Source organism: Pseudomonas sp. NPDC090592 (genome assembly GCF_044769185.1).
Classification (GTDB): Bacteria; Pseudomonadota; Gammaproteobacteria; order Pseudomonadales; family Pseudomonadaceae; genus Aquipseudomonas.
In genome coordinates, this window is record NZ_JBIVXJ010000011.1 from 26919 (window position 1) to 49574 (window position 22656).

A 22656-nucleotide genomic window follows, 5' to 3' on the forward strand; every position below is an offset into this window, starting at 1 on the left:
TCTTCGTCCGCGTTGGTCGGAGGGGCGACAGAAAACTGACCCCAAGCCCTATGCGCTAGGCAAAGCAAAACGCATGCCTGCTTTATGAAAGCTTTTTAATGGATGGGTTTTGATTCAGGGTATTTGCGTGGCCCCATTCGCAGGTAAACCCGCCCCCACAGGTACACCACTGCCCTCAGGCAATGTGCTGTCTCTGTGGGAGCGGGTTTACCCGCGAAAGGGCCGGGACAGGCTAACCAGCAGGCGTCAATCCTCCGCCTGATCCTCGCCAGCCTGGCGGCTCATGCCGTACTTGCGCATCTTCTCGACCAGGGTGGTACGGCGAATACGCAAACGTTCAGCCGCGCGCGCAACGATGCCGTTGGCATCGTCAAGCGCCTGCTGGATCAGGCCCTGCTCGAGGCTGCCGAGGTAGTCCTTCAGGTCCAGGCCTTCGGGCGGCAGCATGGCGTGATTGCTGAAGTTAGGCGCATGGCCGTTGATGGCCACGCGCTCTTCCAGATCGCTGCGCAGGCTGTCGACCATCTGCTCGTCTTCGTCATCGACATAGCGGAATTTCTTCGGCAGCTCCGACACGCCAATGACCCCGTACGGGTGCATGATCGCCATGCGCTCGACCAGGTTGGCCAGCTCGCGCACGTTGCCCGGCCAGCCGTGGCGGCACAGCGACATGATCGAGGCGGAGTTGAAGCGGATGGAACCGCGCTTCTCGTGCTCCATGCGCGAGATCAGCTCGTTCATCAGCAACGGGATGTCTTCCACCCGCTCACGCAGCGGCGCCATCTCGATAGGGAACACGTTCAGCCGGTAGTACAAATCTTCGCGGAAGGTGCCGTCCTCGATCATGGTTTCGAGGTTCTTGTGCGTCGCGGCAATGATGCGCACGTCGATGCTTTGGGTCTTGTTGCTACCCACGCGCTCGAAGGTGCGCTCCTGCAGCACGCGCAACAGCTTGACCTGCATCGGCAACGGCATGTCGCCGATTTCATCGAGGAACAGGGTACCGCCATTGGCCAGCTCGAAACGCCCGGCACGGCTGGTGATCGCCCCCGTGAAGGCGCCCTTCTCATGGCCGAACAGCTCGCTTTCCAGCAACTCGGCCGGGATGGCGCCACAGTTGACCGGCACAAACGGCGCTTCGCGGCGCTTGGAGTGGTAGTGCAGGTTACGCGCCACCACTTCCTTGCCGGTGCCCGACTCACCCAGGATCAGCACGCTGGCGTCGGTATCGGCCACTTGCTGCATCATCTGCCGCACATGCTGGATGGCACGGCTGGTGCCGACCAGGCTGCGGAACAGGTTGGGTTCGCGCTGGCGGCCACGCTCGCGCGCCTGGTCGTACATCTCGCGGTAGACCTGGGCGCGGTGCAGCGAATCCAGCAGCTGGCTGTAGCTTGGCGGCATTTCCAGGTTGGAAAGCACTCGGCGGCGAAGGTCTTCCGGGAAGTCCGCAGAAGAAATTTCACCTAAAAGCATGACCGGAAGGAACTCATCCCACCCCGCCACTGTCTTAACAAGCCCAAGGAGATTGCCCGGAGCATTCACGCTGCCGATAAGCACGCACAGTATTTCGCGGCTCGACGCCAACGGCTCGACTGCCTGCTGCCAGTCATGGCTTGAGCAAGCGAGGTTTTCTTCGCCCAGGAAGTTCAGCACCACCGCAAGGTCGCGGCGGCGTGCGCTGTCGTCATCGATCAGCAGGATCTTGGTTTCACGCCACATGCAATAGCAACTTCCCTAGTCATATCGGCGCCCTGCAAGGGCATGCTCGACATCATTCCGACTGAATGGTCAGTGTTCGGACGTCTGAAATTCGAAAACAGCCACTAGTAAAGTCAAAAAGGCCCACACAGTCAAATTTATGGCGCCTTTTGTTAAGTTGTGCGCATCTTAACTGAACAAATGGTAAACCTTCGAAGCATTTTTCGCTTGGTTGATCTGCATCATTTCTTCAGCAATTGCCTGGCGTTCGCCGGTTGTCACGTCGATCAGGTTGCGGTAGACCCGTAGCACCCCTTCCAGCTTCTCGCGCAGCAACGCCTGGTCCATCGCGTGGGTTTCCAGCACCTCGTCGATGCACACGCGGCACGCCACATCCAGCTTGGCAATGGCATCCCAGTCACGCTCACCCAGCGCGCCGATCAGGGCATCACAGGTGTCATCGAGGCGTTGCAGTGCGGTCACGGTCATCTCCTTGCCATCAGCTGGCGGGCTGGGCGTCGGCAATGCCGTCCCAACCACTTTTCACGGTAATCAGCAGCTGGGCAACTTCGTCGATAATGCCGGCATCATTATCGATATTGGCCTGCATCAGGCGGTTGGTCATGTAGACGTAAAGCGCGTCGAGCTTCTCGACAGACTCTGGATTTTCGCTTTTTTCAGGCTGCAGGCCGTCGCGCAGACCGATGATGATGTCGATCGCCTTGCCGAGCATCAGGCCCTTTTCCGCGATGTCACCGCGCGCCATGGCGCCCTTGGCCTGGGCCATGCGATCGAGGCCGCCTTCCATTAGCATCTGCACCAGGCGATGGGGCGTGGCTTCGGAAATCTGGGCATGGGAATTGACCTTCTGGTACTGACGAAGGGCTCTCATGGGATTCATCTTGCGACCTCGTGACGGGCAGGCTTAGGGGAGATATTCCTTGTATCGGGCAGGCGGCGAAAAACTTTACCGGCCGATGACATGAAGCCCGACATCATGCCCGGACTTCATGCAATGCTCACGGATTAATCGTCGCTGTTCGACTTGTTCAGCGCGTTGAGCGTGCTCAGCACCGAACTCTGCTGCTGACGCAGCTGGGTGACCAGGGTATCCATGTTGTTGTACTTGTCCTGCAGGCTCTTCTGCAGGGCCTCCATGCGCGCGTCCAAGGTGTCCTGCTCGGTCTTGAGCTTGGTCAGGCTTTCGCTCAGCACTTTGGAGCGCTCGGCGAGGGTACCGGTGCTGGCCTTGGCGAACGGCTCGGTCACCTTTTGCAGGCGCGCCAGCAGGCCGTCCTTGCCATTGAAGATGCTGGTAAGGTCCGCCGCGTTGGTAGAGGCGGCCTTGTCCCACTTCTTGTCGTCCAGGCTCAATGCACCGCCATCTTGCGCGGAGGTTACACCAAAGGCAGCCAGCGACTTCAGGGTACCGTTGCCCGATACCGCATTGAGCTCCTCCCGAATCGAGGACATCAACGTGCGCATCGTAGCATCACCGGTCAGCGCCGCAGAGGTCATGGTGCCGTCGGCATTCTTGGTGACCTTGGTTTCAGCGTTCATTACATTGAGCAAGGCGTTGTAAGTATCGATGAACCCCTTCAAACCCGACTTCAACGTAGTGGAACTGGTCGTCAGCGACAGGACTGTCGCCGTAACTTCGCCACTGGTAGCGTTTTTCGGCGAAGTACCCACCAACTTGATGTTCAGACCACTGACGGCATCGGTGATGTCGTTGGTCTTGGATTTCATGGCAATACCGTCCAGCGTGTACTGGGCGTCTGCCGGCTCATCAACAACGGTATAGCCTGTATCAATGCCCGAATTACCCGAAAGGGTGATATCGGAGCCTTCACCCATCTTGGTCGATGTGATGATCAAGCGCGAGCCAGTGGCGTCTGTCAGCACGTTGGCACTCAGGCCAGCAGTACTGAACTGGCTGTTGATGCTATCGCGCACCTGCTGCAGTGTTGCCCCCGCAGGAACGCTCAGATCGTAGGCCTTGCCATTCTGGGTCATGGTCAACGTAGTCGGGCTGCCGGTGGCATTGACCACAGAGCCCGCGCCATTGGTATAAACCTTGGTCGAGACCTTGGAGGCTGTCGCCAGTTTATCGACAATCAACTTGAACGAACCATTGGCAGCACCGGTGCCCATGGTCACGGTCGCGACCTTCTCATCCGAAGACTTCAGGCTCAGGCCACCAAAGCTGTTGGTGTCGACCATATTGGTCAAGGCGCCACGGAAGGCGTCCAGTGCCGACTGGATCTTGCCGATAGAGGACAACGTGGTGGTTGCCTTCAGCGTTTGGGTATTGATCTGCGCCTGCTTCGGCGCCTTCTGCGCGGCCACCAGGGATTCGACGATCGCCTGGGTATCGATGCCCGAGCCAATACCGCTGACTGTTGTACCTGCCATCATTGCTCTCCTTGTTCAGTAGCTGCCGGATCCTTGGCGGATAAATCCATCAAGGGATCGACAGCAACAAAAATCATGCCAGCCTATGCCTGATCATCAAACAGCAGGCTGCTGGCTTCACTGAGGCTTTGCGCCAGCTTCAGCGCAAGCTCCGACGGAAGCTGCCGGATCACCTCACCGGACTGAGTGGCAATCACTTTGACCACGACCCGACCGGTTGAATCATCAATGGAAAAGTCCAGCTGACGCTGGCTCGACTGGACGAAATCACGAATCTCGCCAACCGCCTTTTCCAGGTCTTCGCGCGAGTGCGGCTGGTTGTCGGGGGCAGCAGCCTCCTGCACTTTGGCAGGCACCACCGGGTCCCGATCAGCGACTGGCGCCTGGGGTAACACAGACGTATACACCTGGCTCAGCTTGACACTCATGTCCATGTTTCGAACTCCTCATGTCAAAAAGGGCGAAAGGGCACGTAAACGCGCCCTTTCACCCTTTACTCAGGCGCCTGAATTACTGGAGCAGTTTCAGGACCGAGGAAGGCAGCTGGTTAGCCTGCGACAGAATCGCGGTGGAAGCCTGTTGCAGAGTCTGCTGCTTGGTCAGCTCGGCAGTTTCCGAAGCGAAGTCCACGTCCTGCACGGTGGAGCGGGCAGCGGTGGAGTTCTTCTGGATGTTCTGCAGGTTGTCGACGGTGGTTTGCAGACGGTTCTGGGTAGCACCCAGGCCCGAACGGACGCTGTCGATCGAACCGATGGCCTTGTCGATAACGGCCAGAGCGTTCTGGGCGTTGGTGGCGTCGGTAACATCGGTATCGGCGATGGTGGTCTTGGCCGAAGACTTGGAAGCTGCACCGAACAGGTCGGTAGCGCCAGTACCGACTGTACCATCGGCTACCGAATAGCCTTTGGCAGAGTCCAGGGAAATCTGGCCAGTTACAACCGATGTGGCATCGGCAGTAGCGGAAAGCGAGGTCAGAGTGGTTGGGAATTCACCACTGCCATCCCGCGCACCTACCGAGATGGCATCAGCGCCGGCCTTCGAGGTGAATTTCAGGTTCTCGCCAGTATCCGACTTCACCGACAGGCTCTTGGTCGATTCGTCGTAGTTAACACTGATACCCAGCTTGGCAGCGTTGGATTTCAACTGGTCTGCCAGGCTTGCAGTGTCAGTAACACCGATGAAGCTGACATTTTTGCCACCTACACTCAGTTCGAAGTTGGCCGGGGTGGCAGCAGCACCACTCGAAACGGCCAGTTTCACTTCAGTGCTGGCAGAGGCAGTCAGACCGCCGATTGCGCCATTGAGTTTGGCAGCAATGTCTTTGGCCGAAGCGCCTGCATCGTAGCTGACAGTCTTGGATTGGCCGTTGCCGGTTACAACCAGATCTGCTGCTGCCACGCCGCTCGCGCTCGGCGCGATAGTGCCCGACTTGACCTGCTGCGAGCCGATACTCTTGGCCGAAACGTTGTCCAGCGCCAGGTTGATGGTTTCGTTGGCGTTGGCACCCACTTGGATTGCCTTGGTACCGTACGAACCATCCAGCAACTTCTGGCCACCGAAGGTGGTGGTATCCGAAATACGGTTCAGCTCAGCAGTCAGAGCCTGGTATTCGTCGTTGTTCGACTTACGGTCGTCGGCGCTCAGGGAGCCAGTAGCCGAGGACAGTGCCAGGGTACGCATTTTCTGCAGGATGTCGGTCGAAGCCTGCATTGCACCTTCAGCGGTCTGGGCAATGGAGATACCGTCGTTGGCGTTCTTCACTGCCTGGCCCAGGCCGTTGATCTGGCTGGTCAGACGGTTGGCGATCTGCAGGCCTGCAGCGTCGTCTTTAGCGCTGTTGATACGCAGACCCGAGGACAGACGCTGCATCGAAGTGGTCTGAGCGTTGCTAGCCTTGGTCAGGTTGCCCTGAGTGGTGATCGACGCAATGTTGGTGTTTACAGTTAAAGCCATGACGAAATCCTCGTTGGATGGGTACTGCGGCTTCCGGCCTTGGCAACCGCCGGACTGGCCTAGAGAACCTTCGTAATAGTTATCGTCGGGTGCGCGGGTTGCTTGAGGGCTTTTTCGAAAAAAAAATGCTGGCAGCGGGCCAGCCTCGAGAAATCAAGGGGTTAAGGGCGGTTTATTGGCGTCAAAAAGCAACTCCAGGCTCCGCCGCCACCCTTGTGGGAGCGGGCATGCCCGCGAAGAAGGCGCCTCAGTGGATGGCACCGGCTTTGCCGGTGTTCGCGGGCAAGCCCGCTCCCACAGGGATCGCACACGGATCTGCGAATATTTTTACAGGCATGAAAAAAGCGCCGGGCGGTGGCCGCCGGGCGCTTTTTGTGAAGCTGCTGAAGATCAGTCGCGATAGAGAATGGCCGAACCCCACGACAGGCCCACGCCAAAGCCGCTGATAGCCACGCGCTTCCAGCTGCCGTCGAGCATGTGCTTCTGCAACAGCAGCGGCACGCTGGAAGACACGGTATTACCGGTTTCCAGCATGTCCTTCACGAACTTCTCGGGGTGCTGCTCTTCAAAGCGACGGGCCACGGCGTCAACAATCGCAGCACTGCCCTGGTGGATGCAGAAGGCGTCGATGTCCGAGGACTTCAGGCCGCTGGCATCCAGCAACTCGTGCAGGTGCGCCGGCACCTTGACCAAGGCAAAGTTGAACACCTGGCGGCCGTTCATGAAGAACTTGCCGTCCGTCACCTTCAGGTGCTCGGCACCGGAACCGTCAGTGCCGAAACGCGCCTGACCCAGGTTCCATACCGCGTTTTCACCCATCCAGGTAGCCGTGGCGGCGTCGCCGAACAGCATGGTGGTGTTGCGGTCTTCCGGGTCGACGATCTTCGAATACGGGTCGGCAGTGATCAGCAGGCCGTTCTTCAGCCCTGCCGCCTCCATGAAGCCCTTGATCGCGTACAGGCCATACACGTAGCCGGAGCAACCCAGCGACACGTCGAACGCCGCCACGCGGGTAGACAGGCCGAGCTTGCTCTGAACGATGGCAGCGGTGTGTGGCAGCCCTTCCTCGTCACCGTTCTGGGTGACCACGATCAACGCATCGATCGACTGCGGGTCAAGGTCCGGGTTGCTGGCGAACAGGGCCCGGGCGGCTTCTACGCACAGGTCGGAGGTTTCCTGCTCTTCGGCCTTGCGCGGCAGGAACGACGCGCCGATCTTGCCGAACATGAACTCTTCGTCCTTGCCAAACTTCGCACCCTGAACGTAGTTGTCCAGGCCAGCGGTGGGCACGTAACTCGCGATGCTTTTGATGCCAATCATTCTGGCTTCCCAATGAAAACAGCCAAAGACCACCACTCGATGAATTGAGGGCGCCAAATACCGGGGCATGACTGCCAGGGGTTGAAGGCAGCGCTCACCTGCCCACCGGTAACAAAATGCTGCAACAGCTGCTGCATAGAATACAGGGAAGATGACCGTTTTGACTCATTGGTCACATTGAAATGCTGCGAAAGCCTTGCAGAGGGTGTGGGGAGCGGAATTTTCGCAGGCTTGAAAACGCTGGGGCCGCTTTGCGCCCCTTCGCGGGCTTGCCCGCTCCCACAGGGAATGCGCAGCTTCAAGCGCACGCAAAACCTGTGGGAGCGGGCAAGCCCGCGAAGGGGCGCAAAGCGGCCCCAGTGATCGAAAAGTCAGCTTAGAGCTTGTTGAACAGGCTCAGCTGCGAAATGCGCGAGAAGGCCAGCTGCGAGGCCTCAAGCATCGCCTGCTGCAAGGTCAGGGTGATGGCTGCCTGCGACATGTCGGTGTTGCCGATGGCGTTCTGGGTGGTCTTGTTGGCCAGGCCCAGGCTGGTGTTCTCCTGGCGCTGGATCTCCAGCGAGTTGCCACGGGCACCGATCGAGCCACGGGTAATATCTACCTGCTCACGGGCACTGGCCAGGTTGGCAATTGCCGAAGCCGCCGCATCCTTCATTGCATTGGCCGCGCCAGCACCGGTCACTGGCGTATCCAGCGCTGCGCGCAGCTGGCTGATGGTTTCCAGCACATTCTGGTTCTGGTGGGTGTTGGCGGTAACCGCAAACTGGTCACCCGCCTCTGGCGAACCCGACACCTGGTAGGTCACGCCAGCCACCGTCAACGACGGCGCAGTAAAGGTACCACTGGCCACCGGTTTGCTGTCAGCCGTCAGCGGCTGGGCGTAGAACTCATAAGCGCCCGGGCCGGTGAACTTGATCACCCCGCCATTGCTGGGGAAGGTGCTGCGATAGGCCGCTTCGTCGGTCACGCTGCTGCTGGTGACCTGGGCAGTGGACGTGTTGGCGCCGTTACGGGTGGTATTGAACGAGTCCGGGCGCGCCTCCAGGGAAAATGCGCGGCCTGCCACTGCGGCGTCGGCATCGGCGCCCTCTTCCAGCGTGACGGTGATCTCGAACTCCACGCCGCGCAATGCAATGCGGTTGGCACCCTCGGTCTTGCTGTCGAAGGTACCGTTGGTGGCAGTTTCAGAGGTGACGTCGTTGCCGTTGGCGTCAGTGATGGTGTATTGGGTCGCGCTGGTGAAGGTCAGCTTGTAGGGCTGGCCGGCCGTGAAGCTGTTGTTGTAGCTGGTGCTGGAGGTCATCAGCCCTGGCGAAACACCTACCACGCCATCGTCGGTGGCCGGCACCAGCAGGGTCGACTGGGTACGGCTCTTGTTGCTGGCCGAGTCGAAAATACTGAAACCGCTGTCGTTGGTGGCCAGGTTCAGGGTATCGGAGACCTGCAGGCTCAGCTGGGTCTGGTCGCCCTGATAGCTGTAGGTACCATCGGAGTTGCGCACATAGGGCTGCGTCGTGCTCTTGGAGCCGCCGAACATGTAGTCGCCGTTGGCATCCCGCGAGTTGAGCAGGCCGAAGATGTTCGCCTCGATCTCCTTCAGCTCGGTGCTGATGGCCACGCGGTCAGAATCGGTCACCCCCGCGCCACCGGCGCGGATCGCCAGTTCGCTGGCGCGCTGCATGGCATCGTTGATGGTGGAGAGCACGCTCTCCTGCTGCAACAGGGCGTTGCTCACGGTGTTGATGTTGCCGCTGTACTGGTCCAGCAGCGACTGCTGCTGTTGCAGCAGCAACAGGCGCGCCGCGCCGACCGGGTCGTCGGCGGCAGTCTGGATGCGAATGCCCGACGTGACCTGATCGTTGGTCTTGTTCATGCTGGAGAAGTTCTTGGAGTAGCTACTGGCGCTGGCCTCATAGAACTGGGCAGTGGAAATACGCACGATCGTCTACTCCTTACAAGGCATTGATCAGGGTGCTGAAGGTTTCTTGCGCCGCCTTGATGATCTGCGACGACGCCGTGTAGTAGTGCTGGAACTTCACCAGGCTGGCCGCCTCGTCATCGAGGTTGACGCCCGACACCGCGCTACGGCTTTCGCTGGCGGACTTGAGCACCGCCTCGGTTGCCGTGGTGTCGATGGACGCCTGATTGGCCTTGGCACCCACGCGCTCGACCAGCGAGGCATAGGCCGAGGTGAAGCTGGTACCACCACCGGAACCGGTATTCACCGTCGACTTGGTCTGCAGGCCCAGCAGCGCCGTGGCGTTGCGGTTGTCGGCCTTGCCGTCGGCATTGAACGCCAGGGTGAAGCTGTCGTTGGTGGCCGGGCTGCCGCCAATGGTGGTCTCCACCGCAAAGCTACGCGGGTTACCGCTGCCATCGAGGATCGGGTTGCCACTGCTGTCGCGCATCGGCACGGAAATGGACAGCTTGTTGTCCTGGCCGGGCACCACGCTGCCGGTACCAATCTGCGTACCTTTGGAATCGTACAGCTTGTAGCCCTGCGAGCCACCACTGGCCGCATCGAACACCACGCGCACCGGCATCGAGTCGCGAATCGACTGCTGGATCAGCGCGGTGTCGGCACCGCCGTAGATATCCAGCGATTCGCTCAGGGTAGGCTGGGTGATGGTGCCAGTGCCGCTGTTGCCACTGCCCGAGGTCGCGCTGATCGGCCCGGCAAAGGCCAGTTTGTTGGCATCGGTCAGGGTGGTGGTGATGCTGCCAGCCGCTGCACGGGTGGGGATCACCTTGAAGCTGTCGCCTGCCGACAGGCCGCCACCGTTCAGCGACAGGCTGAAGCCGTCGATCACCGGTGCCGGGTCGGCGCTGAGGTCGAAGCTGCCCATGTCGGTGCCGTCGGAACGGCGCACGCTGTACTGGTTGGCGCTGGTGAACTTCACCTCGTAGTCGTAGGTGGTCAGCGCACCACTGTTGGCGATGGTCACATCCAGGTTGCCGGAGCCTGAGCTGTTGTTCGACGAGGCCAGGCTGCGCTGGGCAACGGCGGTGGCGCTGTTGATGCTGGAGAACAGCGAGCTGCCGAACTGGCCATTGGCATCCAGGCCCTGCCCCAGCTGGCTGTTGATGCTGTCAGACACCACCAGGGCCACACGGCCCAGCTCGTTCATCGACGGCGTCAGCACATCCTGGCGATAGCGCAGCAGGCCGCCGATCGAGCCACCGGTCACCACCGAGGTCACGTCGGAGCTGAACGACTCGTAGTTGATGCGCAAGCTGGCCTGGCTCTTGTCGGCCGTACCCGGCTGCACCGACAGGGTGTTGGCCTTGTTGCCGGTGACCAGCGACTGGCCACTGCCCAGGTACACATCGTAGTTGCCGTCGCGCTCCTGCACGGTCACGCCAACCAGCTCGTTAAGCTGGCGCACCGCTTCGCTGCGCGCATCCAGCAGGCTGTTGGGGGTATTGCCAGTGCCCGAAGCCGCGGCGATCTGCTTGTTGTACTCGGCAATGTTGGCAGTGAGTTTGTTGACCTGCCCCGCCATGGTGTCGAGCTGCGAGTTGATCGTGTCGTTCTGCTGCGACAGCTGCGTGCTCACCGCGTTGAAACGGTTGCTCAAGGTTTGCGCCTGGGTCAGCAGCAGCTGCCGCGAGGCAACATCGCCCGGCTTGGCCGCAGCGGTCTGCAGGGCCGAGAAGAACGCGGTAAGCACCGAGCTGATACCGGTGTCGCGGTCGGCCAGCAACTTGTCGATGCTGGTGATCTGGTCCTGGAAGGTGGCCGAGTCTGCCTGCAGCGAGGTGGCAGTCTGCAGCTGGTTGTCCAGGTACGAGCTGTAGATGCGGCGCACGTCCGCCAGCGTGGTACCGGTACCCAGGAACCCCGCGCCGATATTGTGCGAAGGCCCCGCAGCCTGAATCGTCTGCTGGCGCGAATAGCCACTGGTCGCGGCGTTGGCGATGTTGTTACTGGTTACCGACAATGCCGCCTGGCTGGCACTCAGGCCACTCAGGCCGATCGAAATCAGGCTCGACATGATTTAGTCCTTTTATAGATTCGTGGTTCTGCCAGCCATGGCGTATTGCGGGGTTGACTGCATTTGCTGGGCGATGCTGATGATCTTCTTCGCATAGCCCGGGTCGGTCGCATAACCTGCCTTTTGCAGCTCTCTTGCAAACTGTTCAGGGTTATCGGCCGAATCCAGCGCATCTTGATAGCGGGAATTGCTCTGTAGCAGGCTGACCAGGTCGTGGAAGCTGTCCTGGTACGAGTCGTAACTGCGGAATGCAGCCGTTTCCTTGACGAACTGGCCATCGCGGAACTCGCTGGTAATCGCCCGCGCCTGCTCGCCCTGCCAGCTGCTGCTGGCCTTGATGCCAAACAGGTTGTGGCTGCTGCTGCCATCGGTATTACGCATTACCGATTTACCCCAGCCGGTTTCCAGCGCGGCCTGGGCCACCAGGTAACGCGGGTCGATACCAATGCGCTTGGCAGCCTGCTCGGCCATCGGCAGCATGGTCGCAATGAATTCGTCGCTGTCGGCAAAGGCCTTGTTCGGCGCCAGCGGCGGCTGGGCCACGGCGCGGCCGACAATGCGCAAGCCGTTGTCCGGTACGGCAAAGGCCTTGGCCACTTGCTGCCCGTCACGGGCAGGCACGGCCGCAGTATTGGCGGTGTCCGCCGATGGCACGATGCCGGCCAGCAGGCGGTCGGTGAGCTTGCTCGGCAAAGCCAGGCGCCGCGAGTTGAGCGCAGCAACGTCGTTGCGAGTGGCGGACGACTGCGTGGCATGCACCGGCTCCGCCACCTTGTTGCCCCATAGCGCCGGGCCACTGCCATCGGCACGCGGGAACGGGCTGGTATTTATCGACGCACTGCGGCCCTTGGTCAACTGGCGCACCAGTACGTCCTGCAGGCCAATACCGCCACCCTCGCGGGACATGCTCACAGCCAGTTGCTGGTCGTACATGTCGCGGTACTGCTTGACCGTTTCGGTGTTCATCGGGTTGTCATCGGCCAGCACGTCGCTGGCCTTGCGCGAAGCCTTGAGCATTTCGCTGATGAACAGCGATTCGAACTCCTGGGCCACTTTGCGCACGTTGGCCTCGCTGTCGCGGTCACCGTGCTTGAGCGCGCTCAGGCGGTTGAGGTCGGTATAGGCACCGCTGTCGGCACTGCCGGAGACCTGGCTTTTGATATTCATCCGCGCCGTCCTCAGATCACGATCAGGTCGGCCTGCAAGGCGCCGGCCTGTTTCAGGGCTTCGAGGATGGCCATCAGGTCGCCCGGCGCTGCGCCTACCTGGTTCACCGCCCGGACGATCTCATCCAGGGTGGTGCCCGGGCCGAACTTGAACATCGGCTTGGCTTCCTGCTCGGCGTTCACCCGCGAACGTGGCACCACGGCTGTCTGGCCATTGGAGAAGGCCCCCGGCTGACTGACAATCGGGTCTTCGGTAATGGTCACGGTCAGGCTGCCGTGGGTCACCGCGGCCGGCGACACCTTGACGTTCTGGCCGATGACGATGGTGCCGGTACGCGAGTTGATGATCACCTTGGCCACTGCCTGGCCCGGATCGATTTCGAGGTTTTCGAGGATCGACAGGTAGTCCACCCGCTGGCTCGGGTCCATCGGTGCACTGACCCGCACCGAACCACCATCTACCGCCTGGGCCACGCCCGGACCAAGCAGCTCGTTGACCTTGTCGACGACGCGCTTGGCAGTGGTGAAGTCGGGGCGGTTCAGGTTCAGGGTCAGGGTATTGCCCTGGTTGAAGCCGCTCGGCACAGCCCGCTCTACGCTGGCACCACCGGGGATGCGACCGGCCGACGGAACGTTGACGGTGATCTTCGAACCGTCACGGCCTTCTGCATCAAAGCCCCCCACCACCAGGTTGCCCTGGGCAATGGCGTAGACGTTGCCGTCGATACCCTTGAGCGGGGTCATCAGCAGGCTGCCGCCGCGCAGGCTCTTGGAGTTACCGATCGACGACACGGTAATGTCCACCACCTGACCGGGCTTGGCGAACGCCGGCAGGTCGGCATGCACCGATACGGCCGCAACGTTCTTCAGCTGCACGTTGCCGGACCCGGCGGGTACCTTGATGCCGAACTGCGACAGCATGTTGTTGAAGGTTTGCAGGGTGAACGGCGTCTGGGTGGTCTGGTCACCCGTACCATTAAGCCCTACCACCAGGCCGTAACCGATCAACTGGTTGGAACGCACGCCAGAGATGCTGGCAATGTCCTTCAGGCGCTCTGCCTGCGCACCGAAGGCACAGGACAGGAGCAGGGTTGCGGCAATCAGCTGCCTCACGTTGAACATGGTCATCCGTACTCAGAAAGGCCAAAGCGGGCTGATGAAGAAGCGGTCCAGCCAACCGGGCTGGCTGGCATCGGCAAACGAGCCGGTACCGGAATAGGTGATGCGCGCATCGGCCACACGGGTGGACGGCACGGTGTTGTCGGTGGCGATATCGTCGGCGCGGACCATGCCGGCAATGCGCACCAGCTCTTCACCGGTGTTCAGGGTCAGCCACTTCTCGCCGCGCACCGCGATGATGCCGTTGGGCAGTACTTCGGCCACGGTGACAGTAATCGAGCCGGTCAGGGTATTACCTTGGGTGGCCTTGCTGTCGCCCTTGGTCGCACGATCACCGCTGTAACCCGCCTCCAGCGAAAGGTCACCGCCGCCGAACGGGTTGTTGGTGTTGGGCGTGCTGCCAAACAACGAGGTCAGGCCAATATCAGTCTTGCTGGTCTTGGCAATTTGCGAACCTGCGTTCTTGCTGGCCGAGGTTTTCTCGTTGAGGGTGATGGTGATGATGTCACCTACCCTGAACGCCTTGCGGTCGCTGTACAGGTTCTGCTCGAAGCCGGCCTGGTAGATCGAACCGTTGTTGGCCGCTGCCGGCAACGGGGTGCGCGGCAATACCGGCGCGTAGTACGGGTCGTTGGGCTTGGGCGTCGGGCCGACGCAACCTGCCAGCAACACCGCCCCCCCCAGGGCGAACACGGACAACAGACGATTCATGGTGCATACCTCACGGGTGTAACGAAGCGACAGGGCTTAGAGCTGCTGGGTCACGAACGACAGCATCTGGTCGGCGGTGGAGATGACCTTGGAGTTCATCTCGTAGGCGCGCTGGGTGGTGATCATGTTCACCAACTCCTCCACCGTGCTGACGTTGGAGTTTTCCAGGGTTTGCTGCTGGGTGGTGCCGAAACCGTTCAGGCCCGGGGTGCCGACTTGCGGCGCGCCACTGGCGGCAGTCTCCAGGAACAGGTTGTCGCCGATGGCCTGCAGGCCGGCCGGGTTGATGAAGTCGGCGGTCTGGATGTTGCCGATCACCTGCGCCGCCGGGTTGCCGGCCGTGGTGATCGACACGGTGCCGTCCTGGCCAACGGTGAAGGTTTGCGCGTCGTTCGGCACGACCACGGCAGGCTCCAGTGCATAGCCGTTGGCGGTAACGATCTGGCCGTCGGAGTTCAGGTGGAAGGTGCCGTCACGGGTGTACGACACGGTGCCGTCCGGCTGCAGGATCTGGAAGAAGCCACGGCCGTTGACCGCCATGTCCAACGGGTTTTCGGTGGTTTGCAGGCTGCCGGCAACGAAGCTTTTCTGGGTACCGACAATGCGCACACCGGTACCGACCTGCAGGCCCGAAGGCAGCTCGCTGTCCTGGGTCGACTGGGCGCCTGGCTGGCGCTTGATCTGGTACAGCAGGTCCGCAAACTCGGCGCGATCACGCTTGAAGCCAGTGGTGGAGACGTTGGCCAGGTTGTTGGAAATGACCGTCAGGTTAGTGTCCTGGGCGGACAGGCCGGTTTTAGCGACCCAAAGAGCCGGAAGCATGTAAGTTCTCCTCGTGCGCCTGTTTTACGGCACCCGTTCAAAAGTGATTAGCCGATTTGCAAAACCCGAGCCATGGCTTCGTCGCCTTCCTTGGCCGTGTTCATCATCTTGACGTGCAGTTCGAACTGGCGGGACAGCGCCAGCACCGAGGTCATTTCCTCGACAGCGTTGACGTTGCTGCCCTCCAGGAAGCCCGACACCACGCGCACATTGACGTCGGCATCGGCCGGCTGGCCAGTGGTGGTATGGATCAGGCCGTCCAGGCCCTTTGTCAGGCCTTTGGTATCCGGGTTGACCAGCTTTATGCGGTCGACCTCGGCCATTACCCGCGGGCCTTCACCCATGGAGCGGATGCTGAGGGTGCCGTCGGCGCCCACTTCCACCTTCTGCTCTGGCGGGATGGCGATCGGGCCACCGTTGCCGATCACCGGCATGCCATTGCCGGCACGCAGCACGCCGAGGGCGTCGATGTTCAGGCTACCGGTGCGCACATAGGCTTCGCTGCCGTCCGGTGCCTGCACGGCAATGAAACCTTTACCGGTCACGGCAACATCCAGGTCACGACCGGTCTCGACCAACGGGCCTTCACTGAAGTCGGTGGCCGGGCGCTCGGTCATGGCAAAGGCACGCGCCGGAAAGCTGTCGCCGAACACCGGCATCGAGCGGGCCTGTTCCAGATCACGTTGAAAACCGTTGGTGGAAATGTTCGCCAGGTTGTTGGCGTGGGCCTTTTGCGCCAGCGCGTTCTGGCTGGCGCCGGTCATGGCCACATAAAGCAACTTGTCCACAGTATCTCCTCTGCGCGTCGCTGCCGCGCTGTCACTGGGCAGGTTCGAAGCAATAATCGAACCAAGTCTGAAAGCGCCTGTTTTCGGGGTTTTCAGGACAGCGAGGGGCAACAAACGTCAGTTTGTCGGCGGATGTTTGCCGCCTGCGGCAATGGTCGGTTCAGAAGGTGCGGCACGCGGCGTTGTTGTAGGGGCCGGAATGGCGTACCCAGCCTTCGCCTGGATTGTTGGCCGAGCACATGTAACGGCCGGTGGCCAGGCTTTGCCATTGGTAGAACGGTGCGGGGGCGGCCGAGAGCGGCGAAGTGATAGCCATGGCCAGGAGGGCTGTGAGCATTAGCCGTTTCATGGGTGTGAACCTTTCAGATTTTGGGGCCGCTTCGCGGCCCATCGCGACGCAAGGCCGCTCCTACAGGGAACGCGATCTCCTGTAGGAGCGGCCTTGCGTCGCGATGGGCTGCAAAGCAGCCCCAATTACACACGACACCAGATCAACAAACGACCATCAGGTCATCTGGATGATGGTCTGCATGATGGTGCTTTCAGTGGAAATGGTCTTGGCGTTTGCCTGGTAGTTGCTCTGCGCCTTGATCAGGTTGACCAGCTCACCGGTCAGGTCGACGTTGGAGTCTTCCAGCGAGCCGCCAGTAATCTGGCCCAGGGTACCTGTGTCAGGTGCGCCGATCACCGGCACGCCGGAGGCGTAGGACTCTTTCCAGGCAGTGCCGCCAATCGGGGTCAGGCCCTGCAGGTTGGCAAAGTTGGCAATCGCCACCTGGCCGATGATCTTGTCCTGGCCGTTGGTGAAGTTGGCGAACATGTTACCGCTCTGGTCGATGGTCAGGCCCGACAGCTCGCCGGTGGCGAAGCCATCCTGGCTCTTGGCGGTGGTGGCGGATGCGGCGTTGTACTGGGTGGTGCCCAGCATGTCCAGGTTGACCCCCGCCACGTTGGCGACGGCACCGTTGGCACCCCACACGCCGGCGGCGTTCTTCTGCGCCGGGATCCAGTTGTTGAGGCTGAACGTCTTGTTGGCGTCGATGGTAAGGCCACCGGCAACCGGGCCCGCAGTCATCGCCGCAGTATCCAGGGTGCCGTCAGACTTGAACGGCAGCTTGTTGGCCAGCGGCGTGGTCGAGGTCGGGTCGGCCGGGTTGCGGCCGTCGATGGTGGTGTACATGGTCCACGAGTTGCTGCCGGCATCCTTGACGAAATACTGGTTCAACTGGTGCGCGTTACCCTGGCTGTCGTACACGTCGGTGTTGAACGTGTAGTTGTAGGTACCGGTATTGGTCGGGTCGAACGGCGAAACTGTCGGCGCGGTAGCACTGGAGTTCAGGTTGACGTTCTCGGAAATTTTCCCGGTCGGGTTCGGCGTCAGGTTCGAGGTATCGATCTGCAGGTTGGTCAGCACACCCTGGATGATCTTGCCGTTGGCATCCACGGCATAACCTTGCAGGTTGGCGCCCGAGGAATTGACCACATAGCCGTCCTTGTCGCTGTAGAAAGCGCCGGCACGGGTATAGATTTTCGAGCCATTGTCGTTCAAGGCAAAAAAGCCGTTGCCATCGATAGCCATGTCCAGCGCCTGGCCGGTGCCATTGATGTTGCCCGCGGTGAACATCTGCGACACGGCGGCAGTCTTGACGCCGGTGCCGACGATGTTCTTGCCGGCGCTGGTGCCGCGAATGGAGTTGGAGTACTGGTCGGCGAACTCGGCGCGCGACGACTTGAAGCCGGTGGTGGCAACGTTGGCAATGTTGTTGCCGGTAACGTTCAGGGCCTTGTTTGCTGCATAGAGGCCGCTAAGGCCGATATTGAAAGACATGTGTAACTCCTGTCGTTTTGCTCAGGCCCTAGATGCCGATGCTTTGGATTTTGGAAAGCGCAACACTGCCCAGCCCGGCCAGGTTGAGGGTCATTTCCGAACCGTTGGTGCCCATGGTCACACTGGTGACCGAGGCCGGCAGGTTGGTAGTCATGGCCGTAGCCTTGCCATCGATCGATGCAGTGGCCTTGAAGGTAAAGGTACCCGCTGCCACGGCTTCACCGTCGTCGTCCAGGCCATCCCAGGTGAAGTCGACCTTGCCGGCCTTCTGCGTCCCCAGGTCGAGGGTGCGGACCAGCTTGTCGTCCTTGTCGTAGATACCCACCGAAGTGGCGGTACTGGACGAGGTCAGGTTGACCGAACCCTTCATGTCCTTGCTGGTGTCGACGACGGCCTTGTCGGTCTGGACGATCACATTGCGCCCGACCAGTGACGACGCCTGCAGGGCCTGGGAAGACTGCAGCCCTGCGGCGATATAGGTCACCGAATCATTCAGCGACTGCATGCTTTCGAGGCTGCTGAACTGCGCCAACTGCGCCACGAACTCGCCGTTTTCCTGCGGATCGAGCGGGTTTTGGTTCTTCATCTGGGTAACCAGCAGCTGCAGGAACGCATCCTTGCCCAGCGCACTGCCGGCGGCGCCGGTGTTGCTGTTGGTCTTCGACGTCTGCTTTTGCAGCGATGTCAGGTAAGCGCTACTGACGTCGCTGGTGGAGTTGGTAGTGGTCATATCGGCTTCCTATCACTGCCCCAGGGTCAGGACTTTCTGCATCATGCTCTTGGCCGTGTTCATCAGCTCGGCGTTGGTCTGGAACGCACGGCTGGCGGAGATCATGTCGGCCATCTCCTCGACCACGTTGACATTCGGGTAGTAGACGTAGCCGTCCTTGTTCGCTGCCGGGTGGTTTGGCTCGTAGCGCGCCTCCAGCGTGCTCTGGTCCTCGACGATACCTTTTACCTGCACACCCTGCCCTGCCTCGCCCTGGTCTTCGAACAGCGACTGGCTGACGCCGGCCTGGGCATCCTGGAAGGTGGTGGCGAACACCGGGTGACGGGCGCGATAGGTCTGGTCGATGCTCGAAGAGACGGTCTCGGCGTTGGCAATGTTGGAAGCAACGGTGTTCAGGCGCGTGTTCTGCGCGCTCATGCCGCTACCGGCAATGTTGAAAACACTGGAAAGGGACATGGTCATTCTCCGCGCAGGGCAGAAACCAGCCCTTTGAATTTACTGTTGAGCAAGGTGAAGCTGGCCTGGAAGCCAATGGCGTTTTCGGTGTAGTTCGATTGCTCGATCTGCGCGTCCACGGTGTTCTGGTCGATCGACGGCTGCAGTGGCGTGCGGTACTTGAGCGTGTCATCCGCTGCAATGGCAAGGCCTTCGGCTTCGATGTGCCGGCTGTTGGTCCGGTCCATGGCGAAGCGGCCGCTTTGCTGCTTGCTGGTCTCGGCAGCGAGCACCGAAGAAAAGTCCATGTCACGCGCCTTGTAGTTGGGCGTGTCGGCGTTGGCAATGTTGTTGGCCAGCACTTCGGCGCGCTGGGCGCGGAAACTCATGGCCTTTTCGTGGATACCAAGCGCCTTGTCGAAGCTGATGCTCATGTCGGGGAAACCTTCAGAGGTTGACCGGAATTTCGTTGAGCAAGGTATAGCAAGGGCTGTGCCAACCCATGAAAAGCCCGGATTTGCAGGGCTGCGGGGTGTGGTGCTGTCAGGGTGATGCCAGAAAAGCGGCAAAGGCCTTCCGCCTTGGGCGGCGAAAGCGGCAATTGCCGGGCGGCAAAAGCGGCAAACCAAAAAATTGACGTCAGGATTTGGAGCTTCGCGGCGTTCGCCTTGACACTTTCTGCGCTTGTGAGATCGAGCGCCGCCCGCGCGGCGCTTCGCGGGGCAAGCCCGCTCCCACATTTGCTGCAACGTGGCCATGTCTGTGAAAGAGGCGTTGTCAGCCTTGGTGCATGGCTTGAGACAAGTGGGGCGGCAGCAATGCCAACTCAGAAATCCAGCCAACCCAACAAGACTGACAACCATGGCCTGTCAGGTTCGGCACGTTGCAACAAATGTGGGAGCGGGCTTGCCCCGCGAAGCGCCGCGCGGGCGGCGCTCGATCTCACAGCCACCACAACCCTAAAGGCAAACCCTACTTGGCCTGGTAAATGATCCCCGGGCTGCACTGCACCATCTGGTAATGGTCCGGCAACCCGTTCAGCGCCTCCGAGGCGCCGAGGAACAGGTAGCCACCCGGCTTCAGTGTGCTGTGAATACGCAGCAGAATGTCGCGCTTCACCTGCGCCGAGAAGTAGATCAGCACGTTGCGGCAGAACACGATATCGAACTTGCCCAGGCTGGCATAACTGTCGAGCAGGTTGAACGAGCGGAACTCGACGCGGCTGCGAATGGCCGGCTTGACCGCCCAGCGCCCCGGCCCCTTGGGGTCGAAGTAGCGCTGCAGGCGCTCCTGGGACAGGCCGCGGGCAATCGCCAGGCTGTCGTATTCGCCGGTCTTGCAGTTGGTCAGCATGGTGCCGGACAGGTCGGTGGCCACAATCTGCGCGCCCATCTTCAACTGCCCAAGGTTGCTGCGCTCGAACTCATCGATGGCCATGGAAATGGAGTAAGGCTCCTGCCCCGACGAACAGGCCGCCGACCACATGCGCAGGCGCTGGCCCGGGTTGTTGCGGATGAACTCGGGGATCACCTTGTTCTTCAGCACCTCGAACGGGTAAGTGTCGCGAAACCACAGGGTCTCGTTGGTGGTCATCGCATCCACCACCTGCTCGCGCAAACCGGCGCGCGGCTGGGCCTGGATGCGCTGCACCAGCTCGCCCAGGCTCTTGATACCCTGTTGCTCCATCAGCTTGTTGAGACGGCTGGAAACCAGGTACTGCTTATTCTCGCCCAGCAGGATGCCACAGGCTTTCTCCAGGAATACCCGGAACTGTTCGAAATCCAAATTACCCGTAGACACTACTGCCGCCTCTTTTCAATCACTGGTGCCGGGGCTAGCCCCGGCTGCTTCAATGCGCTGCCTTGATCCGGTCGACCACCCGCTGGGCCAGGTCGTCCGGCTTGAACTTGGCCAGGAAGTCATCGGCGCCGACCTTCTTGACCATTGCCTGGTTGAATACCCCGGAAAGCGAAGTATGCAGGCAGATGTGCAATTTTTGCATGCGCGGGTCGCTACGGATCTCTGCCGTTAGCGTATAGCCGTCCATTTCCGGCATTTCAATGTCCGAGATCATCATCAGGAACTCTTCTTCCGGCTTTTTGCCCTCATCCACCAGCTGGCGCAGGTAGTTCAGGGCCTGACGGCCGTCATTGAGCGCCACCACTTCCACCCCTACGGTCTGCAGGCAGCGGCTGACCTGCTTGCGCGCCACCGACGAATCGTCGACGGTGAGCACGCGCATCAGCACGGCCTTGTCCTGCACCTCGGCATCGATCACCCCGGCCGACACCGACTCGGAAGACGGCGACACTTCGGCCAGCACCTTCTCCACGTCGATGATCTCGACCATGCGGTTGTCCACCCGGGTGACCGCTGTCAGGTAGTGATCGCGGCCCGTCCCCTTGGGTGGCGGATGGATCTCCTCCCAGTTCATGTTGACGATGCGCTCCACCGAGTGCACCAGAAAGCCCTGGGTCTTGGTGTTGTACTCGGTGATGATCACGAAACTGTTGCGCGTGTCTTCCTGCAGCGGCCGCAACCCGGTAGCCATCGACAAGTCGAGGATCGGGATGGTCGCCCCGCGAATGTTGGCAACACCGCGCACCACCGGGTGCGCCTTGGGCAGCAGGGTCAGCGCAGGGCATTGCAGCACTTCCCTGACCTTGAACACGTTGATGCCGTAAAGCTGTTCGCCATTGAGGCGGAACAGCAGCAACTCCAGGCGATTCTGCCCCACCAGCTGCGTGCGCTGGTTGACCGAATCCATAACACCCGCCATGCCAGACTCCTTAATCTTTCAGCCTTTCGTTGCAACTCAGGTTACGAGTCGGCACGGGCTTTGCTTTTTTGAGCGTCATGCACACGAAAACGACATTTTTCCGACGATTGACGCGCCTGCTGACTGGCTCGCTGGCCACGCTGTGCCTGCTGGCGCCCGGCGTTCGCACGGTAGCGGACGCGTTCACCTTGCCTGAACAGCTTATCGGTGTCACCCAAGGGTTTCTTGAATTCACCGTCGAAGATTACCTGGCCACCACCCAGACAGCCGGCCGTTATGAAATCCAGGTCAACTCGCTGGACCCACGCCTGCGCATGCCATTGTGCAGCCAGCAGCTGGACGCGTCGCTGGAAAGCCCGGCCCAGCCGCTGGGCCGGGTGACGGTGCGGGTACGCTGCGACGGTGCGGCGCCATGGACCGTGTTCGTACCGGCCACCGTGCGGCTGTTCCGCGATGTGGTGGTGGTAACCCGCCCGCTCAAGCGCGACAACACGGTGGGCGAAGGCGACGTGGCCCTGCGCGAGCGCGATGTCGGCACCCTTGGCCAGGGCTTTCTCACCGAACTGGACCAGGCAGTGGGCATGAAGATGCTACGCCCCACGGTGATCGACCAGGTACTCACGCCACAACACCTGGAACAGGCCGAGGTAGTGCGCAAGGGTGACCAGGTGGTAATCGTCGCCCGCAGTGGCAGCCTCAGCGTGCGCATGCCAGGCGAAGCCCTGAGCAAGGGCGGCCTGAGCGAACAGATACGGGTACGCAACCTCAATTCCAAACGGGTGGTCAAGGCCAGGGTGACCGGGCCGGGCCAGGTCGAGGTCAGTATGTAGCCAGCCACAGATTACGCTGGCAGTGAGGAACCGCATTTCCTAAACTGTGTCAGAAAACGGGTTC

Annotated in this window: 22 protein-coding genes; 1 reads left to right on the forward strand and 21 read right to left on the reverse strand. The window is 60.9% G+C overall.

What is annotated here, in order from left to right; genetic code table 11:
• Positions 1 to 246: 246 nt before the first annotated feature.
• The 21 genes from fleQ to ACIQUI_RS12035 all read right to left on the reverse strand — a co-directional run bounded on the left by fleQ (position 247) and on the right by ACIQUI_RS12035 (position 21762).
• Positions 247 to 1722 carry a transcriptional regulator FleQ gene (gene fleQ, locus ACIQUI_RS11935; protein WP_403198519.1) on the reverse strand — a complete coding sequence of 492 codons (1476 nt, stop codon included), beginning with the start codon at positions 1720 to 1722 and terminating at the stop codon, positions 247 to 249.
• A 168-nt stretch (positions 1723 to 1890) separates the two neighbouring features.
• Positions 1891 to 2190, reverse strand: a complete 300-nt coding sequence (locus ACIQUI_RS11940) for a flagellar protein FliT (RefSeq protein ID WP_403198522.1) — start codon at positions 2188 to 2190, stop codon at positions 1891 to 1893.
• Between the two features lie 10 nt (positions 2191 to 2200).
• Positions 2201 to 2602: a flagellar export chaperone FliS gene (fliS, locus tag ACIQUI_RS11945; protein ID WP_104834216.1), complete on the reverse strand. Its 402-nt coding sequence runs from the start codon at positions 2600 to 2602 to the stop codon at positions 2201 to 2203.
• 125 nt (positions 2603 to 2727) lie between these two features.
• Complete coding sequence (fliD, locus tag ACIQUI_RS11950) at positions 2728 to 4116, reverse strand: flagellar filament capping protein FliD (RefSeq protein ID WP_403198524.1); 1389 nt, start codon at positions 4114 to 4116, stop codon at positions 2728 to 2730.
• 83 nt (positions 4117 to 4199) lie between these two features.
• Positions 4200 to 4550 carry a flagellar protein FlaG gene (locus ACIQUI_RS11955; protein WP_403198526.1) on the reverse strand — a complete coding sequence of 117 codons (351 nt, stop codon included), beginning with the start codon at positions 4548 to 4550 and terminating at the stop codon, positions 4200 to 4202.
• 76 nt (positions 4551 to 4626) lie between these two features.
• Entirely contained in the window at positions 4627 to 6069 is a 1443-nt protein-coding gene (locus ACIQUI_RS11960) for a flagellin (RefSeq protein ID WP_403198528.1), read from the reverse strand.
• Between the two features lie 390 nt (positions 6070 to 6459).
• Positions 6460 to 7389: a ketoacyl-ACP synthase III gene (locus ACIQUI_RS11965; RefSeq protein ID WP_403198530.1), complete on the reverse strand. Its 930-nt coding sequence runs from the start codon at positions 7387 to 7389 to the stop codon at positions 6460 to 6462.
• Between the two features lie 376 nt (positions 7390 to 7765).
• Positions 7766 to 9328, reverse strand: coding sequence for a flagellar hook-associated protein 3 (locus tag ACIQUI_RS11970; RefSeq protein WP_403198532.1), 1563 nt, complete (start codon positions 9326 to 9328; stop codon positions 7766 to 7768).
• A 13-nt stretch (positions 9329 to 9341) separates the two neighbouring features.
• Positions 9342 to 11384: a flagellar hook-associated protein FlgK gene (gene flgK / locus ACIQUI_RS11975; RefSeq protein WP_403198534.1), complete on the reverse strand. Its 2043-nt coding sequence runs from the start codon at positions 11382 to 11384 to the stop codon at positions 9342 to 9344.
• A gap of 12 nt (positions 11385 to 11396) precedes the next feature.
• On the reverse strand, positions 11397 to 12551 hold the full coding sequence (flgJ, locus tag ACIQUI_RS11980; RefSeq protein WP_403198537.1) for a flagellar assembly peptidoglycan hydrolase FlgJ: 1155 nt from the start codon (positions 12549 to 12551) through the stop codon (positions 11397 to 11399).
• A gap of 11 nt (positions 12552 to 12562) precedes the next feature.
• Positions 12563 to 13672 carry a flagellar basal body P-ring protein FlgI gene (locus ACIQUI_RS11985; protein WP_403198830.1) on the reverse strand — a complete coding sequence of 370 codons (1110 nt, stop codon included), beginning with the start codon at positions 13670 to 13672 and terminating at the stop codon, positions 12563 to 12565.
• 12 nt (positions 13673 to 13684) lie between these two features.
• Positions 13685 to 14380 (reverse strand): flagellar basal body L-ring protein FlgH, encoded by a 696-nt coding sequence (gene flgH / locus ACIQUI_RS11990; RefSeq protein WP_172223942.1) that lies wholly within the window; start codon positions 14378 to 14380, stop codon positions 13685 to 13687.
• Positions 14381 to 14416: 36 nt separating this feature from the next.
• Positions 14417 to 15202: a flagellar basal-body rod protein FlgG gene (flgG, locus tag ACIQUI_RS11995; protein WP_012273525.1), complete on the reverse strand. Its 786-nt coding sequence runs from the start codon at positions 15200 to 15202 to the stop codon at positions 14417 to 14419.
• Positions 15203 to 15249: 47 nt separating this feature from the next.
• Positions 15250 to 15990, reverse strand: a complete 741-nt coding sequence (locus ACIQUI_RS12000; RefSeq protein ID WP_403198539.1) for a flagellar basal body rod protein FlgF — start codon at positions 15988 to 15990, stop codon at positions 15250 to 15252.
• Positions 15991 to 16150: 160 nt separating this feature from the next.
• Positions 16151 to 16327 (reverse strand): hypothetical protein, encoded by a 177-nt coding sequence (locus ACIQUI_RS12005; protein ID WP_403198542.1) that lies wholly within the window; start codon positions 16325 to 16327, stop codon positions 16151 to 16153.
• Between the two features lie 168 nt (positions 16328 to 16495).
• Positions 16496 to 17818: a flagellar hook protein FlgE gene (gene flgE / locus ACIQUI_RS12010; RefSeq protein ID WP_403198545.1), complete on the reverse strand. Its 1323-nt coding sequence runs from the start codon at positions 17816 to 17818 to the stop codon at positions 16496 to 16498.
• A 28-nt stretch (positions 17819 to 17846) separates the two neighbouring features.
• Positions 17847 to 18548: a flagellar hook assembly protein FlgD gene (gene flgD / locus ACIQUI_RS12015; protein ID WP_403198547.1), complete on the reverse strand. Its 702-nt coding sequence runs from the start codon at positions 18546 to 18548 to the stop codon at positions 17847 to 17849.
• 12 nt (positions 18549 to 18560) lie between these two features.
• On the reverse strand, positions 18561 to 19004 hold the full coding sequence (gene flgC, locus ACIQUI_RS12020) for a flagellar basal body rod protein FlgC (protein WP_391132756.1): 444 nt from the start codon (positions 19002 to 19004) through the stop codon (positions 18561 to 18563).
• A gap of 2 nt (positions 19005 to 19006) precedes the next feature.
• Positions 19007 to 19417, reverse strand: a complete 411-nt coding sequence (gene flgB, locus ACIQUI_RS12025) for a flagellar basal body rod protein FlgB (protein ID WP_391132759.1) — start codon at positions 19415 to 19417, stop codon at positions 19007 to 19009.
• Positions 19418 to 19955: 538 nt separating this feature from the next.
• A complete protein-coding gene (cheR, locus tag ACIQUI_RS12030) occupies positions 19956 to 20783 on the reverse strand; it encodes a protein-glutamate O-methyltransferase CheR (protein ID WP_403198549.1) in 828 nt (275 codons plus the stop codon).
• Positions 20784 to 20832: 49 nt separating this feature from the next.
• A complete protein-coding gene (locus tag ACIQUI_RS12035) occupies positions 20833 to 21762 on the reverse strand; it encodes a chemotaxis protein CheV (RefSeq protein ID WP_010955104.1) in 930 nt (309 codons plus the stop codon).
• A gap of 77 nt (positions 21763 to 21839) precedes the next feature.
• Here ACIQUI_RS12035 and flgA point away from each other — a divergent pair, with 77 nt between their 5' ends.
• Positions 21840 to 22592 (forward strand): flagellar basal body P-ring formation chaperone FlgA, encoded by a 753-nt coding sequence (flgA, locus tag ACIQUI_RS12040; protein WP_403198551.1) that lies wholly within the window; start codon positions 21840 to 21842, stop codon positions 22590 to 22592.
• The last annotated feature ends 64 nt before the right edge of the window (positions 22593 to 22656 follow it).